We start from the raw sequence: 15,947 nt of genomic DNA, 5'->3' as shown, positions 1-15,947 counted from the left end.
GGAACATGCTGGAAAAGTTCAGGCTTCTTTCGACGCATTCCGAAGCCGTTTATGCCGGCCTCGTTGAGGGGCGGTGGCGCTGGATGCATCGTCCGTGTCCGCCGTCTCTTTGGCCATCCGCGAGGCGCGCCATTGGGCCGGGGTCAATCCCAGATGCTGCTTGAAGGCGCGCTGGAAGGCAGCTTCAGATCGATAACCGGCCAGATCGGCTGCTGCAGCGGTCGATGTCGTCTGCACCCGCAGCGCATTCGCAGCGAGCGTGATGCGAACGTCCTGGAGAAGGTCGGTAGCGGAACGGCCTAAACTGCTCTGGAAGTAGCGCGCCAAACTTGCACGAGACAAGTTGCAGAGGCTTGCCAGTTTCGAAAGCGTCCATGGGCGGGCGGGTTCGAAGAATATCGCGTTGATCGCAGGAGCGAGCCTGACATGGCTTGCGAGGGCGACCAGCCCGAGTGGTGCATCATGGGATTGACTTGCCAGCCGGAGCGCCAGCGTGAACAGCGCTGCTGAAAACGCATTCAGCATCGCCTGACCGCCAATCCCCTCGACGTTCGCCTCGGCCCGCATGAGCGCCACCAGGGCCTCCATCTGTCGGCGCGTCACGGATTGTGGTGACGTCGCTGAGTTAGACGTTCCCCGTACGACCATCCGGGAACGCAGGTAAGTCCCCAGCAGTCGGTCATGCGGTGAGGCAAGCACGAAGCGGCCACAAAGCATGTCCAGCCGTTCGCCTTGGCCGGCATTCTCGCTGATCACCACATTCAGCCCTTGCCTCTGCGTCGCCTTCCCCGGCTCGGCGCCGCTGCCATCTGTCAGAACGTGAGGCGCTCCAGCGGGAACCAGCAGAATGTCGCCGGGCGTGAGACGTTGTTCTCTGTTGCCGTCACTATCATTCAGCCATGCCTCGCCGCTCAATATCACGTGATAAACGATGTCCTGGACGGGGCCTTGTTCATAGGCAACCCGCCAAGGTGCACCGTAAAGGCAGTGAAGCTCCAGCTTGCCGGTGACCGGCATCATTTCGAGCAGACGACTGAGCCAATCGATGCCTTGTGACATGTCGATCCCTTCAAGATGAGTTGATCGAGCATGAATATGAGCTAAATCGGCATTAATCAAATCACGCCGCCATTATAACCTGCTCCTATCGTCATTGCAGAAGCAGATCGCCTTCGAAGCGCTCGGCTGCTGCCAGCTCACGGAGAGTCCCATGCCTGATATTGAGAATTTCGACACTCTGATCCTTGGCAGCGGCCAGGGCGGTAAATTGCTCGCTTGGCACCTGGCTCGTTCCGGTCAGAAAGTTGCGGTTGTTGAAAGAAGGTGGGTCGGCGGTTCCTGCCCGGCGGTTGCCTGTCTGCCCAGCAAAAACGAGATCTGGAGTGCACGCGTTGCTCATCTGGTTCAGCACGCGGCCGAATTCGGTACCGCGACCGGACCAGTCAGCGTCGATATGGCGGCCGTCCGCCGGCGCAAGCAAGCGATGGTCGATCGGGAGATCGCGTTTCACCTTGATGCCTATAAGGCAAGCGGTGCCGAACTCATCATGGGGGAGGGAAAGTTCGTCGGGCCGAAGACCATCGAAGTCAGCTTGAACGATGGCGGTCAGCGCAGGCTTTCCGGCAATCAGGTGGTGGTGAATGTCGGCAGTCATGCTGCGATACCGGATATCCCTGGCCTGCCGGCAGCGCGCGCAATGACACATATCGAGGCTCTCGAGCTCGACTATCTGCCGTCTCATCTGATCGTGCTCGGAGGAGGCTATGTGGGTATTGAAATGGCGCAGGCATACCGCCGCTTCGGTAGCCGGGTGACCATTATCGAACCATCGCAGCGGTTGATGGCTCGGGAGGATGCCGACGTCGCCGAGGAGATACAGCGCATACTTGCCTCAGAAGGTATCGAAGTCGTCCTGGGCGCCAGGCCGACACAGGTGCGGGGCTTGTCTGGGGATGCTGTTGTTGTCGAAATTCAAACCGACGCCGGGAACCGGACCGTCGAAGGCAGCGACTTGCTGGTGGCTGCCGGTCGGGTTCCAAACACGGCCGACATCGGACTTGAGAAGACCGGTGTCGAACTGGATACTCGCGGATTCATTCGCGTCAATGAACGGCTGGAAGCTACGAAAGACGGCGTCTGGGCGATCGGCGAGTGCGCCGGCAGTCCGCAGTTTACGCATGTGTCCGTGGATGATTTCCGGATCGTTCGTGACAACATGGCGGGAGGCAACCGTCGCACCGACGCTCGCCAGATCCCCTATGTGATGTTTACGGATCCTCCGCTTGCCCGTGTCGGCATGAGCGAAAGCGAAGCCCAGCGCCTGGGCATTGCCTATCGGGTCGCGACACTGCCCATGGGAAATGTGCTGCGCACCGAAGCAACCGAGGAGACGCAAGGCTTCATGAAAGCTCTTGTAGGCGCGAATGATGATCGCATCCTGGGTTTTACGATGATCGGCTCCGAAGCCGGAGAGGTCATGGCCGTGGTTCAAACGGCAATGATGGGCGGACTGCCCTATACTCAGCTTCGCGAAGCGGTAATCGTGCACCTGACGATAGCGGAAGGCCTCGGCCCGCTTTTTGCTGGAATTCGCTCGCTGAAATAGTTGATCAGGGCGTTCTTGGCGCAGGAGAATGCATCACACCATCATCGGTCTTGCGCTCTCACCGGTCGGCCAGTCCGACCGGTCGGGTGAGCCTCGGGCCGATGCATTTGCGCTTATCACGAGGTCACGCGTCGAGGCGCGGGTATGCAGGAAAACTGGATTGGCTTGATGGATCTGAGATATGTGCCCAGCCTTGGGAGAAGTTCACTTCACGATCTGATAGCAAAACCCCGAAATTCATTTCCAGGTATTCACCAAATAGCCTTCCGTCGATGCGCTGCGCACCTATCGCTCGTTTTCTGTCGTCATGCCTTTCCGCCGATAGCAGCAAACTTTACGCCAGGCGCAAATCAACCAGTGGATGCAGCTTTTTCAAATTCGGAAGCGATTTTGCTTGCCAGGGATATTGGTTGGTGCCTTTCACAACAAGCTGAAGCTCGTCCATTTTCCTGGCCTCGATTGTCAGTTTGGCAAGCAGGTTTATGCCGGAAGAGTTGAGGAACTCGAGGCCAGTCAAGTTGAATATTACCTGTTTGTGACCTCCATGGAGCAGCCCCAGTATCATCGAATGAATAGGCGCGTAGGCGTCGGGTCCTGCCAGCCGAAATACACCATCTAGATATACTTCGTTGTTTTCAGCCCATACACGGAAGTTTTCGTCCCTGATTTCCATTTTTCGCTCACAGATTGGAGGAGGGCGGTAAAGCCACCAAGGCTGTCGTCGTCAGTTTGAATTCGTCCTCGTCGGCCTCTTCGAATGCCCACGCCATTTTTGCATCATAATCGCTTAAGAGGGTGAGCAAACCCAAACCGGAGCCACTCCCTTCGGATATGGCATTGCTTTCGATTCGTTCCAGAAGGAGTTCCCCAGGTTCCGTCGAGCGAAGTCGGTGCAGCAGTTGCTGCAGACGAGATGACGATGCGCCATCGATGTTGTTCGTTATCCTCATGAAAAAGCATCCGTCGGATATTCCGGCTTCGATGAGGATTTCTCCTGGCCGTCGAAATTTTACGGCATTTTCGATCAGCTCGTTGCTGAGATAGCCGATGTCGTGATGGGCTTGCGTGTAGTCTCTCTTCGAGTGGGAATAGGGCAGCGCCATAACTTCTGCGATAAAGTCCGAAGTCATGCCCGAATGTTTCCACCCGAGTTGAAGCGGTCCGTCGTGCAAGGTCAGACGCGTGCTTGCATCCAGGTTCTCACCTGCAAGAGTTTCGATCCCATATAACGTCGGTGTCATGCATCACCTGTGTCGTACTGCGAGAAGTGTGATGTCGTCATGGATCTTATGTGACCCGATAAAGTGCATTAATGCCGCCACGATTCCGGAGACGACTTTGTCGGCACTTTCGTTCTTGACGCGAAGTGCCTCGTGGCACAGACGTTCAATGCCAAACAGTTCTCCAGCATCGTTCTCGGCCTCCGTCACGCCGTCTGTGTGGAGAAGAATGAGGTCGCCCTTCTCGAACGTTATCCTGCGCGTCTTGATGAACTCGGAAATGTCGGCCTGCAGCCCGATCGGTATTCCCAGATCCATCGTATCAATACGCTCGATCTCACCGTTCGTCCGTATAACGATCACCTCTTCGTGCTGGCCGGACAGGATCATTTCTTTTCCATCGTAATCAAGGAACGCCAAAGTGAGGTGCTTGTCGATCTTGGTTCTCACGATATTCTTGAAGAGCGCACTATTAAGGTCGGTGAGAAATTTGACTGCATCGGCATTGCCTGCCTCCTGCAGCGCGCGAGCGACCGACTGAACCATCAACATCAAGACTCCGCTTTCGAGCCCGTGCCCGGYGACGTCGCCAATGCCGATTTTCAGGCGATGGCCGCTTTTCAAAACATCGTAATAGTCGCCACCGACCTCCTCGGCGGGTCTCATATATGCCGCTATTTCCAGCGCCTGCACTTCGTCGAGCTCCTGATGCAACGGCAGCACCATCAGCTGGATTCTCTCGGCGACGGCCAGTTCCGTCCCAAGCCGTCGATTTTCTCGCTGAAGCTGAGCGTTCAACGTGGAAATCTCTTCCTTTGCATCCTCGATCTGCGCCGTTCGCTCCTCGACGAGTTGCTCGAGATTTTCAGTGTGAAAGCTGATCTCTTCGGCCATCCTGTTGAATGCTTCCCCGGCCTCGCCAACCTCGTCTCTGCTGGCGATGGCAACCCGTACCGAGTAATCCTTCGTCTGGATCCTTCTTGCGGCATCGGCGAGAGCACTGATACCGCTCGTTATTCGCTTTGATGCTGCAAGCACCGCGATGGTGACGATCGCCAGCGACATCGCGATTGCCAGGATCTGATAAAGCACGATGCGGTTCGTGGCCTCGGAAATCTTGGCTTGCGCCGCATACAGGGAAGCGTCGATTTCCCGCTCGGGGACGACCAGGACGAGGGACATCGCTTCTTGGCGGACCGGGCCGCTGGACCAGAGATTGGTCGCAGGGAGTTTCTTCACGATCACGATGTAGGGAACTTTTTGCCCGTTTCGTTCCAACAACAGGTGCTGAATGCCCTGTTCGCGGTCCAGGGCCATTTTCGCAATTTCGGGCTGTGAACTTCCCTTCAATGACCGCTCCAGCCCAGTCACGCCTGTTCCGCTCGCATCGCTCGCGGATCGCAGGCCTAGAGTTTCCTCGCCTGTATGGTTGATCGCGACGACGTTTCCGTCGGACATTGCGAGAAGACCAAACCCGGATTGGGCCACTTTAACGTTTTCAACGGTCTGCGCGAGTTGGTCGAGCGTGATGTCCGCGCCAGCGGCGCCGGCGACGTCCTTCCTGTCGGCTGTCCATAGGGGATGAAAGAAACTCACGATGAGCTTCCCGGTAATCGCATCGGTATATGGCGCTGTCTGCGTGATATCCTCTGCGACCGGCCGCGAATTCATATTGGCGGCCCAGCCCTGCCAAGACTCGTAGAGCCCGGGAAAAAAGAAGTGCCAGAAATTTTCATTGTTGTGACCGGGATAGAGACGATCGAAAGTCTGGGCTTGGTCCGTATATGGTGCGGTTCTGAAAATCGGCCTTTCCTTCGGGCCAATGTAATACATCTGGAGCTTGGAAGAACCGTGCTGCAGCAAACTCGGCGCTACGATGTCGAGAACCGCACTCGTCTGGATGTCGGCTTCGACATCAGGTCTGGGACTGTGGTCGGGCCTCAGCAGGTAGCCCCAGACACTCACAACGGAGACCGAGCCCGGAGCGTTTTGAGACCAGTTGCCCTTCTGGTCATAAGCGAGGTTCACGGCGCCGGGAGAGGTTCGGGCGATTGCCGCGCCGACGTCGGAATTGCGCTGCGGATCGTCGATTTGTGCCTGAAGCACGCCAGCCAGCTCGCCAACATCGCTGTGGACCTGCCGAAACAACAAGCTGACCTGGGCGGCGGTGGAGTCGGCATATGTCACGATATATTCCTGGCTTGCTGCCTCGAGGCCTTGCCCGACCTCCAGCGTTGCGTCGCGTGACAGCCGTTGCACATTCCAGAGTGCCAATCCTCCGCTCACCAGCAGATCGAACAGGACTGCTCCGCCGACGAYCAATATGAACTTTGCGCGGAACGAGCCCAGCTTTATCGGTCTTTTCGAAAATCTTCCGCCCATCATGCTGGCTTTCGGCCTGACGCCGCCCAGATCGGCCAGCCCGCATAGCCCTTCGGATGAAGGGCCGCGAAAACGTGGTCTTTAAACCCCTGCCTGAACCTGCGAATGAACTCCGGCGTATCCCCCCGCCGGACAGCCATCTGGCCTGCATAGACGTTTTCCCAGGCTTCGATGATGTCGGCGAAGTCCTGGGGATCGCCGTCGAGGTTCGTTACCATAAAAGCATCGACCTTGATCGCRTCAAAGCCGGCGTCGGCAAGCAGGTGGCGGCTTTTCGGCCCCATCTCGACATCCATGTCGAAGTAGCTGAACAATTTGGCGACTTCTTCATATGTCCACCTGATCGTTTCCGCATGCGGCTCACCCAGGCAATGAGAGTTTTTCTCGTTGGTAATATAGACGCGACCGCCGGGCTTGCAGATGCGATAGAGCTCGCGCAGCAGCATCTCCGGACGATCGAAAATCTGGAGGGAATGCCGGCACGTCACAAAGTCGAATTGATTGTCCCGAAGCAGCATCTGGGACGCGTCGCCATAAGTGTATTCGATTTCTTTCAAATCGAAGTCCGCAGCCACTCTCCGGGCGTATTCCAGGCTGCGCACCGAGTGATCGAGCGCAACAAGGCGGGACGGCTTGAATTCCCGTTGAACCAAGGCTGCGAAATCACCAATCCCGCAGCAGATGTCCGCAACAGCGAGACCGCTACGCAGACCGTGACGAGGCAATAGTTCCTTCTCATGCCTCCATGTCATTTTGGTCTGAGTACGGAGAATGGGAATGAACCCCTCGTCCTCCACGAAGCTCTGACCCGGATAAAATGCCGAGTCATAAACCGCCACTGTCAAGTTGGGGTGGTGTTTTGCCAGCTTTTCAAAAACCGGGGTCGACCATTCCATCACGCTTGAGGTTACAATGACGATTTTCCGCTCCGGCCTCGTCCGGCAGCTTTCCGCAAGGATATCTGCCAGGGCCGAAAAGGCGGTCATATTGATATGCGTCAGACGTTTGACATTGAGGTAGACGACCCCGCTGTACCTCTCCAGACTTTGCTGCACCAGCGACAGGGCATCGGCAATTTCTGCAGCACGTTCTGGCCGTATCTTGCCGGACAGGACCACCTCCTGGTTTGTCGGATCAAAAAGAACCGAGAAGGGTGCTGCGTGGTTCATCGAAAATCCTCGGCCAAGGGAAAATCCGCGACGATCTTCGTGCTCCGCACACCGTCCGTCTCGATCCGGATCGCTGTGCGAAATATTGTAGCCAAATCTTCTAGCAGCGCCGTCGTGCCGGCCGTGGACACCTTGCCGTCTCCTGCTTCAACGACGAGGTCAGGCCGGGCCTCGATCAATCTCGTCTCTGTGTGACGGCCACCGGACATATCCTGATACGGGAGTTCAATTGTCAGGCGATTTGTCGTTGCGTTTCGATGGAGGCTGAAACTCATCAAACCTGATTGACCCGACCAGCGGAAAGCAAGCTCAACAAGTTCGTTCGCCGCGACCGAAAGAAAATTCGAATATCGGGCGGGATCGCTCTGGCCCTGGCCAAGGATATCAGAGAGATATTCGGTAATTCTGTCGCAAAATCTCCATTCGGATTTCACCAGCGCGACGTCCATTTCCAGCGACAGCATGAGGGCGAATGGATGGTGATCGATGCTTGATGCTATCTCTTCCAATACATCCTCCGTTGTACCTGGATGGCGCTTGCCGTCCTTGAAACGCGCTGCAACGCTCGCACTCACGATGTTGCGCGGCTTTGAGATGTTGTCGTCCGATGGATAAATTCGCTGATCGCCGCGATTGGCAGCGGTCTGCTGACCAAATAGCCTTGCAGCCTGTCGCATCCCGCTTTGCGCAACCATTCCGCCTGCTGTTCCGTCTCAACCCCCTCGGCGGTCACGCGCATGTGGAGGCCATGAGCAAGCTCAACGACACAGCGGACGATTGCCTGGCTTTTGAAATCGCTCTCGAGATCCGTAATGAAATACCGATCGATCTTTATCGTGTCGAAAGGGAAGGTCTTTAGATAACTGAGGGATGAATACTCTGTCCCGAAGTCGTCGAGGGCGATTCTGATGCCGAGCACATTGAGAGTATTGAGGGTGTCGATGTTGTTGACGGTTCGCTCGAGCAGAACGCTTTCGGTTATTTCGAGCTCAAGGCGATCCGACGGAAATCCGACAAGATCCAGCGTTTGAGAAATCCGATCGGTAAGGCCATTTGTCAGGAATTCAGCCGCCGATACATTGACGGCGACGATGTAGTTCTGAGGCCAGTTCATCGCTTCCCGGCAGGCCTGTTCCAAAACCCATGCACCTATTTCCGGCATCAAGCCATCTGCTTCGGCCATCGGAATGAAGGTGCTTGGAGGAATACTTCCGAGCAAGGGGTGGTGCCACCTCAGAAGCGCTTCGAAACCGACGATGGTACTGGCCTCCACGATCGGTTGGTATTCCATCGAGAATTGGTGTTTTGCCAAGGCCATTCGAAGGCTGCGGCGCAGCAGTTCGCGCTGCTCCAGCAATTCAAGCATTGAAGGATCAAACGATTTTGCGCGACCGCGACCTTCTTTCTTCGCCGCGTAGAGTGCGACGTCGGATGCCTTCATAAGTTGCTCGGGACTGGCGCCATCCGGTGGGGCGGTCGAGACACCAACGCTGCTACCGACAAACACCGCGATGCCATCGATAGTGAAGGGTTTTTGAAATTCCGAAACAATGGCTTCCGCCAGTTGGTGACCCTTGAGCGGATGTCCCGGGCCCATGGAGATGACCATGAATTCGTCACCCGCGAGGCGATAGGCCCTGTCGTCTTCCGCAAGGCATCCTTGAATACGGCTGGCAGCAAGTTGAAGAAGCTTGTCCCCGGCCGGATGCCCCAGCGTGTCGTTCACGGGCTTGAAGTCGTCGAGGTCAAGCTGCATCAGAGACAAGGTCTCGCCGGAGGCAATTATTTCCGTCAACGACGTTGCGAGATCCTCGCCAAACTGGCGTCGATTGGGCAGGCCCGTCAACGGATCATGGGTGGCCAGATGCAGTAGGGTTGCCCGTTCGTCATCAAGGCGATCGCCGGATCGAACAACGGCATACATATTGCCGATCTGAAAGATGGTCAGTCGTTGCGAACCAGGTTTGCTGACATTGACCGATAATCGCAGGGACTGGACACCTTCGCCCATTGACTGGAGTGCCAGAGTGGTTGCCGATTTGTCCAGCTCCGGAAAATGCTCCCACAGCGACATCGCGGGTGTAAGCGCGGCGGGCAGTTCATCGCCCGGCAAATTTCCAATCGGATTGAAATCGCTGTCAAAGAACAAAAGCCTATCGATCGGACTCGAGGCATGTTCCTGTCTATTTTCAGGAGCCGTGCCTGCGGCACGAGCTTTACGCATGTCTGAGCTCTCCATGGTCGAATTTCCCTGAGAACGATCACCGCAACTGAACGCCGCCACAATATATGTATGAATTTTCTAATTTAGGTAGCGATGATTAAAAATGTTCAAATCTCCTTCCACGCGAGCAACACAACCTTCGGCAGGCGTGTCAATCGCCGTGCCGTCCTCAATATATATCTAAAAGTGTAGCTGTGCGAGAGAGCTAAGTGCGTAGTCTCAGAATATGGAGTGGCGTCATCGACGCTGAGCCGTAGGAAAGGGGATGTAGTGGTCTCGTTCTGGTCCGCCGCCGTCCCGAGGAGGAGATTGAAACGGGATTTCCGCTAGCATAGATCGGCTGGCAAGCGGGATCTTGGACCGCACCAATAGGGCAAGCAAGGCCTCTGTCTAGAAGTTAACTTCAACTTCTCGAGGTCTTGGCCAGCATCTCGCTCAGCGTTGCTGCCGAGAGCATGGCTTCCGCCAAAAGCTTCTTGAGCTTCTGGTTCTCTTCCTCCAGCGCTCGCATTTTTTTGGCGTAGAGACTGACATTACCGAATTGCAGGGACTGCCACCGATAGAAGGTCGGCTCGCTGATACCATACCTGTGGCAGACATCCGCTACCGTAACCCCGGCCTGGTGTTCCTTCAGAATGCCCGTAATCTGGTCGTCATCGAATTTTCTCTTGCCCATCACCGGTCAGTCCTCGCGAAATGCTCTGTTGAAACTGTCGAGGAGTGGTCTGACGGCATAGAGCGCCACGCTGCTTTGGCCCGTTTCTATCAGTGTCTGTGCGGGCATGCCGGCGACCAGTTCGACATTTCTCATTTTCGCCAGCCGCTCGTCCGTTACACGGATCGTTGCGGCAAAATAGGGCTGGCCGCTCTGCTGATCGATGAGACGGTCGGCCGATACATATTCGACACGACCTTTCAGGAGCGGGACGCGCCGCTGATTGTAGGGAAGGAGGTGAACCTGTGCCTCGAGCCCTGCACGGACGAGGTTCATGTCTTCCGGTCTGACGTGGACGGACACGATGAGGCGATCGGAGCGCGGCAGGAGATCGACGAGCGGTTCGCCCGCGCCGACCACGCCACCGGCCGTGTGGATGCGCAGGTTCATGATCGTTCCATCTTCTGGAGCCCGGATATCTGTTCTTGCAAGCTGGTCGTCGATCGCCCGCAAGCGCTCGCGCAATTGCATGATCCGGCTTTCCGTATCGCGCATGCCCTGGGCGACTTCGCTCAACCGGTCGCTCTCAAGCTTTGCGATATCGGCCTGGGACTCGCTGATCACCTGGTATGCGCGAGAGATCTGCGCCTCGACCTGCCCCTCCTGGCCATCGAGATCTGCCTTTTCCCGCTGGAGGTTGAGAAGCCTGCTCTTTTTTTCCAGCCCCTTGGCGTTGAGGGTCGTAACCTGATCCATCTCCTCGCTCGAGATTGCGGTTCTGCCGGCCAGCGCCGCCTTCTGCGCGCCAAGTCCGGCGATTTCCTGCCGCACCTGCGCGATCTTTTCATTGGCGATCTGGATTTCCGCCTGCATGACCCGGCGGCGGGCTTCGAAGATTTTCTGCTGCCCGGTCAGGATCGCGCCGACCGAGGGATATCTCTCCATTGCTGCCCTGAGATCCCCGGGATAGGTGACATGGTCGGCCCCCGTCTGCTCCGCGAGAAGGCGCGCACGGCTTCCTTCGGCGTCCCAGAGCTGCCCTTGAATGCTGTCGCGCTCCGAGCGGAACTTGGTGTCGTCGAGCTCTATCACGATCTGCCCGCCCATGACCGCATCGCCGTTTTTCACGAGGATCCGACGCACGATCCCGCCTTCCAAATGCTGAATGGTCTTGCGGCTGGTTTCCGGTTCGATAACCCCCGATGCGACCGCAGCACTTTTCAGCGGCGCCAGAACCGACCAGATACCCAATCCGACGATGAAGACCAGGATCAAAAGGTTGCCCGTCCAGACAACGCCTCTGAGCCCGGGCATGGGCGAGGGCGGCGCGGGCCCGCGCTGTTTCGGATCGATGACCGGGAAAGAGCCTGCCTGTCGTCTGGCTGGCGCTGTCGATCGGTGAGCCAACCGCAAACCCGTCTTCGACAGGTCTGAAAATCTCGCCAGCGCTGCGTCCAACTGAACAAAGGTCACGGCGGCATCCTTCCCTATGTTCCTGTTCGAGATGGTGGCTGAAGATAGGTATCGTAGATACGGTCGCTGTCGCCGAAGGCCGCCACCGTCCCGTTGCGCATGATGGCAATCTTGTTGGTAACCGGCAGGATCCCCATCCGGTGCGTTATGATGATGACGGTCATCCCCCGGGATTTCATGCGCTCGATCGCCGTGAACAGCATGCGTTCGCCTTCATAATCCAGGCTCGAATTCGGATCGTCGAGAATGATGAGAGATGGATTTCCATAGGCTGCGCGCGCCAGTCCCAGCTGTTGGCGCTGAGCCCGAAGGAGCAGGTTTCCCCCTTCGCCGATATCGGTCTCGTAGCCCCGGGGAAGCCGCATGATAGCTTCGTGCAATCCGACCAGCTTTGCGGCGTCGATCGCCTTGCCGGGATCTCCTCCGTCCAGCCGGCCGATCACATCCTTGATCGCTCCGCCGAAGAGTTCGATGTCTTGGGGCAGGTATCCGACATGGCGGGTTCCCCCGCAAAGGCGCAGGGTCGAGATATCCACGCCGCCGAGAAGAACACATCCGCTCGTGGCCGGCACGACGCCGGCTATGACGCGACCGAGCGTTGATTTTCCCGATCCCGACGGACCGATCAGCGCTACGCAATCGCCAGGTGCCAGGCGCAGGGTGATACCGGTCAATATCGGTCGATCGGCGAATGGCCTGACATAGCTGACATTATCGAGAACGAGGCCGTTAGGCTCCGGAACCGGCACTATTCTCCCGTCGTGTTCCGACGCAACTGTTATCAGCATTCTGTTCAAGCGATTGAAGGCATTGCGCGCAAACGTGAAGGAGCGCCATGCCCCGATTGCGCCCTCGATTGGTGCGAGCCCGCGCCCGAGCAGCAGGCTCGCAACGAAGATGATGCCGGGACTGCCGCTGTTTACGAGCACCAGCCATGTCGCCGATCCCATCATGAGGATCTGCGCGAGCGTGCGGATCGATTTGGAGAAACCAAGAATGATTTCTGTCCGATGCATCGCGACGTCCAGCGCCTTTCTTCCCATTTCTGCATCGCGATAGACGATCTGTGCAGCGCCATCCTGCATGCCCATCGCCCTGATCACCTCGATGTTCTTGAGGGCGGTCGCAAATCGGATATAGCTGCTCGAAAGCGCAAAATTGGCCTGGGTAAGCGGCTCTTTCGTCGCCACTTCCGTCAGGAACGCAAACAGCAGAAGTGCAACTGCGCTCAGAAGACCGATGGTCCCGAGCAGCGGATGAACGAGAAAGAGCAGCAGCAGGAATACTGGCGCCCAGGGAACGTCAAAAAAGAGGGAACTGGCCGGTGAATCGAGAAACTGGCGCAATGCGGCCAGATCCCGGTAGCACTCCGTGGCGGCTCCCGTATCGGCAAGAGTGGCATATTCGAATGATGCGGTGAGCACCATGGGCCGCAGCCTATGGTCCAGCCAGCTGCCGATGCGCGAAAGAGCTGCCCTGCGCACGATATCCAGCATCGACCCGACCAGGACCGCAACGGCGATGATCAGGGTCAGCATCAGCAGCGTGTCGGCGCTCCGGCTCGACAAGACCCTGTCATAGATCTGCAAGAGATAGATGGAAGGCGCAAGAAGAAAGAGATTGTATCCGCAGCTATAGAGGAAGACCAACCCGAAGGCGCCGGCGCAAGCTCGGAGCGCAACAACGAGGTGGGTCTGCGGGCGCAATGGTTTTATGGAAATCGTTGCCATTATCAGATCTCGCTGCATTTGATACTGACACGAAGAGGCTGCTTGCCGGTTCAGCAATACAGGAGGGTCGCCAGCCGAAGCCGGCGACCCTCAGAGCATTGAGTTCACGAGCCGAGATGGCTGACGTCGATATGGCCGAAGGCGYTTATGAAATGATCGAGAGCATTGTTCACCGTCGTCGTTTCGGGATTTGTGTGAACCACTGCTGACGAGATGTCCCCGCCGAGAGCGTTGTTACCGTTGCCGCCGTTGCCGCCGACGCCTGCCAGGATGGTGGCATGCTGATCGGCCACGAGCTGGGTATACTGTGTTGCAGTCGTAGCCGCATTCACCGTAGCCGTATCGCCGCCGCTCGTGTTTCCTTGGCTGCCGTTGGAGGTAGCCGCTCCCCCTGCGCCGCCGGCGCCGCTGGTGAGCGATGCCAGGAAGCCGTTCTGGGCCTGGCTGAAACCGCCGGGTCCACCGCCGCCAGCGTCCCAATCTGCCCCCTGCCAAACGTGATCGCCGTTGTGCAGATGGGTATCTGCCCCGTAGACCGTTTGAACGGGATCTACATAAGCAACCGGGTTGTAGTCGATATTGCCATGGTTGATGCCATCGCCGCCGTTGCCGGCATTTGCGTCACCCGCATCAGGGTTGTGGAGATAGATCGTGTCAGACAATTGTGGAATAGGCATTGATATCACTCCTTCTACTTCGTTTCGTCCGAGTTCCTTCTACGGCTTTTCCCTACGGTGTGGGTATTCAGGAAGCCACCGCCAGCCAATACAACCGCGTGCAAATATTGCCTGCGATTTAAACTTTAAACTATCTAGATATTCGGAGACGTTCTTTTGGATGTATACTTCGATTCTGCTCGACGTTATTTGGTGTGAACTTGGTCACATGGCGGGAGATGGTATTGTTATGATCATGTCTGTGTGCTCCCGCTTTTCGAGGCACAGGCCATCAGAAGGAGCCGGCTCTGTTGCAGGGTTCTCATCAGGCTGCGCCCCGCAAATGCGCCCTTTTCCCGCGCTGAGAGACTCTCATGAGCGGCGGCGCGAGCGGAGTGCAGGATGCCGGGCCTCCAACCGGAAGGCGGATCTGACGCTGGCAAACTCGCTTAACGAGCGCCGCCTCCATCACAGCCAAATGGCTACAGAACCAGCCGATGGGATGTAGCCGAATTGCAGGCTCCGCTTTTCGTCCGTTCAGATGCACAATACCTGAGCAATCCAGGGCCTGAACAATTCAGCCTGCATCCGCTGCACGCCCGGTTGCCGTGCGGTTGTCCGCGGAATGGAGACGGTAATGACGGAAACTCGTCCCTTATCGGAAGACCTGCCCAAGTCAGGCTCCGATCAAAACCTCGCCCCCAACGTGGCCGCGGGGCATCTGGCATTGGTGCCGACATGGCTTCCATTGGATGTCGCCTCCGGTCCAGGCTACAGCTCAGCCGGCAGCGGCGGTGATGGAATAAGCGACGGCGTGATCAGCAGCAACGCATTGGCCGTCTTCATGCCGTCCAATGCCGCTATTACAGGACCGCATTCGAGTGCCGACGCCTTCCAGGGCAATGATGCGCTCATCAATCAGCATCCCACCGAAATGGCCGGGATAGGCGGGAATGGCGGAAGCGGCAATGTTGCCATCGGCAGCGGCGAGGGCGCCAGTCATGCCGGCAGCGGCGGCATGGGGCTCTTCTACGGCGGACTCGTCAGCACCGAAACCGCGCTCTTTGTTCCCGTCAATACGGCCGTGGCGACGGGCCCCGGCGGGGAGGCTCACGCCCTGCAAACGAACAACGCACTCTTCCTGCAGGGCGCAACCCAGATCGGCGGCATGGGCGGCTCGGGCGGAGACCATAACGCTGCGGGCCATGACTCGCTCAGCCCGGGAACGTCGCTGACATTGAACGGCGACTTTTATGCGGGCCACGGCGGCAATGGATATTTCGTCGGCAGCATGGTCGACATAAGTATTGCCATATTCTCACCGATCAACATCGCCATCGGCGCGGCAGGCGGATCAGCTGAGGCTCATCAGACAAACAATGTCATTTTCGATCAGGGCGCCATGCAGATCGCCGGCATCGGCGGCAATGGCGGTGGCTTCAACCTGTCGTCTGACACGATCTTCACCGGCAACCATGCGGGCGGAGGCGGCGGGGCCGGATCGTCGACCGGCAGCATGGTCGACGTCAATTTCGGCTATTTCCATCCCATCAACATTGCCGTTCCCGCCGGCGGGACGGCGGATGCGCAACAGGTCGATCATGTTCTCTATGACCAGCATGCGCTCCAGATGGCTGGCATCGGGGGGCATAGCGGAGAGGGCAACCTCACGGACGCCCATTCGGCTCTCGTAGACGACATTCTGGGCTTCATGCACAGCTAGAGCATTTCCGGCGAAAACAGATTCGCCTTCAATGTTCTAGCTTATTGTTTTCTCAGCAATTCCGGACGCAAAACCGGTTCCCACTTTTGCTGGAATTGCTCTAGCGCATT

The 15,947-nt window shown here is 57.4% G+C and carries 13 protein-coding genes; 2 read left to right on the top strand and 11 right to left on the bottom strand.

Translation table 11 applies throughout. From position 1 onward, the window contains the following. Nucleotides 1-18 precede the first annotated feature (18 nt). The gene (locus AC1DF8_RS23235) at nucleotides 19-1,119 is read right to left on the bottom strand and encodes an AraC family transcriptional regulator (RefSeq protein ID WP_478155223.1); all 1,101 of its coding nucleotides are present in this window, start codon (nucleotides 1,117-1,119) and stop codon (nucleotides 19-21) included. A gap of 91 nt (nucleotides 1,120-1,210) precedes the next feature. Between AC1DF8_RS23235 and AC1DF8_RS23230 the strand changes: the two genes are divergently transcribed. After that, on the top strand, nucleotides 1,211-2,605 hold the full coding sequence (locus AC1DF8_RS23230) for an FAD-dependent oxidoreductase (RefSeq protein WP_478155221.1): 1,395 nt from the start codon (nucleotides 1,211-1,213) through the stop codon (nucleotides 2,603-2,605). Nucleotides 2,606-2,939: 334 nt separating this feature from the next. Here the strand turns inward: AC1DF8_RS23230 and AC1DF8_RS23225 are convergent, their stop codons facing one another. The 10 genes from AC1DF8_RS23225 to AC1DF8_RS23180 form a co-directional block, all read right to left on the bottom strand. Next, the gene (locus tag AC1DF8_RS23225; protein ID WP_112545418.1) at nucleotides 2,940-3,278 is read right to left on the bottom strand and encodes a slr1659 superfamily regulator; all 339 of its coding nucleotides are present in this window, start codon (nucleotides 3,276-3,278) and stop codon (nucleotides 2,940-2,942) included. A gap of 7 nt (nucleotides 3,279-3,285) precedes the next feature. Beyond that, the gene (locus AC1DF8_RS23220) at nucleotides 3,286-3,846 is read right to left on the bottom strand and encodes a slr1658 superfamily regulator (RefSeq protein ID WP_112545417.1); all 561 of its coding nucleotides are present in this window, start codon (nucleotides 3,844-3,846) and stop codon (nucleotides 3,286-3,288) included. A gap of 3 nt (nucleotides 3,847-3,849) precedes the next feature. Next, the gene (locus AC1DF8_RS23215; RefSeq protein WP_478155219.1) at nucleotides 3,850-6,210 is read right to left on the bottom strand and encodes a SpoIIE family protein phosphatase; all 2,361 of its coding nucleotides are present in this window, start codon (nucleotides 6,208-6,210) and stop codon (nucleotides 3,850-3,852) included. Next, on the bottom strand, nucleotides 6,207-7,376 hold the full coding sequence (locus tag AC1DF8_RS23210; protein ID WP_478155218.1) for a methyltransferase domain-containing protein: 1,170 nt from the start codon (nucleotides 7,374-7,376) through the stop codon (nucleotides 6,207-6,209). Before AC1DF8_RS23210 ends, AC1DF8_RS23215 begins: the two co-directional genes overlap by 4 nt. Beyond that, a complete protein-coding gene (locus AC1DF8_RS23205; protein WP_112970438.1) occupies nucleotides 7,373-7,885 on the bottom strand; it encodes a hypothetical protein in 513 nt (170 codons plus the stop codon). Before AC1DF8_RS23205 ends, AC1DF8_RS23210 begins: the two co-directional genes overlap by 4 nt. A 62-nt stretch (nucleotides 7,886-7,947) precedes the next feature. After that, on the bottom strand, nucleotides 7,948-9,600 hold the full coding sequence (locus AC1DF8_RS23200; protein ID WP_478155216.1) for a putative bifunctional diguanylate cyclase/phosphodiesterase: 1,653 nt from the start codon (nucleotides 9,598-9,600) through the stop codon (nucleotides 7,948-7,950). Nucleotides 9,601-10,003: 403 nt separating this feature from the next. Beyond that, nucleotides 10,004-10,276 carry a transposase gene (locus AC1DF8_RS23195; RefSeq protein WP_112545414.1) on the bottom strand — a complete coding sequence of 91 codons (273 nt, stop codon included), beginning with the start codon at nucleotides 10,274-10,276 and terminating at the stop codon, nucleotides 10,004-10,006. A gap of 6 nt (nucleotides 10,277-10,282) precedes the next feature. Then, nucleotides 10,283-11,728: an HlyD family type I secretion periplasmic adaptor subunit gene (locus AC1DF8_RS23190; protein WP_113146465.1), complete on the bottom strand. Its 1,446-nt coding sequence runs from the start codon at nucleotides 11,726-11,728 to the stop codon at nucleotides 10,283-10,285. Nucleotides 11,729-11,742: 14 nt separating this feature from the next. Next, entirely contained in the window at nucleotides 11,743-13,458 is a 1,716-nt protein-coding gene (locus AC1DF8_RS23185; RefSeq protein ID WP_183850256.1) for a type I secretion system permease/ATPase, read from the bottom strand. A gap of 104 nt (nucleotides 13,459-13,562) precedes the next feature. Further along, complete coding sequence (locus AC1DF8_RS23180; protein ID WP_478155214.1) at nucleotides 13,563-14,135, bottom strand: PE-PGRS family protein; 573 nt, start codon at nucleotides 14,133-14,135, stop codon at nucleotides 13,563-13,565. Between the two features lie 616 nt (nucleotides 14,136-14,751). Here AC1DF8_RS23180 and AC1DF8_RS23175 point away from each other — a divergent pair. Beyond that, nucleotides 14,752-15,837, top strand: a complete 1,086-nt coding sequence (locus AC1DF8_RS23175; protein WP_478155212.1) for a hypothetical protein — start codon at nucleotides 14,752-14,754, stop codon at nucleotides 15,835-15,837. The last annotated feature ends 110 nt before the right edge of the window (nucleotides 15,838-15,947 follow it).

This window comes from Rhizobium sp. 05N49 (assembly GCF_056396805.1).
Note: the sequence above shows the minus strand (reverse complement) of the source record. Positions and strands in the feature narration are given on the sequence as shown.

Coding starts and splice junctions, on each gene's coding strand:
- AC1DF8_RS23230 (WP_478155221.1), top strand. CDS start 1,211: ATGCCTGATATTGAGAATTTCGACACTCTGATCCTTGGCAGCGGCCAG.
- AC1DF8_RS23225 (WP_112545418.1), bottom strand. CDS start 3,278: ATGGAAATCAGGGACGAAAACTTCCGTGTATGGGCTGAAAACAACGAA.
- AC1DF8_RS23220 (WP_112545417.1), bottom strand. CDS start 3,846: ATGACACCGACGTTATATGGGATCGAAACTCTTGCAGGTGAGAACCTG.
- AC1DF8_RS23200 (WP_478155216.1), bottom strand. CDS start 9,600: ATGCGTAAAGCTCGTGCCGCAGGCACGGCTCCTGAAAATAGACAGGAA.
- AC1DF8_RS23195 (WP_112545414.1), bottom strand. CDS start 10,276: ATGGGCAAGAGAAAATTCGATGACGACCAGATTACGGGCATTCTGAAG.
- AC1DF8_RS23185 (WP_183850256.1), bottom strand. CDS start 13,458: ATGGCAACGATTTCCATAAAACCATTGCGCCCGCAGACCCACCTCGTT.
- AC1DF8_RS23175 (WP_478155212.1), top strand. CDS start 14,752: ATGACGGAAACTCGTCCCTTATCGGAAGACCTGCCCAAGTCAGGCTCC.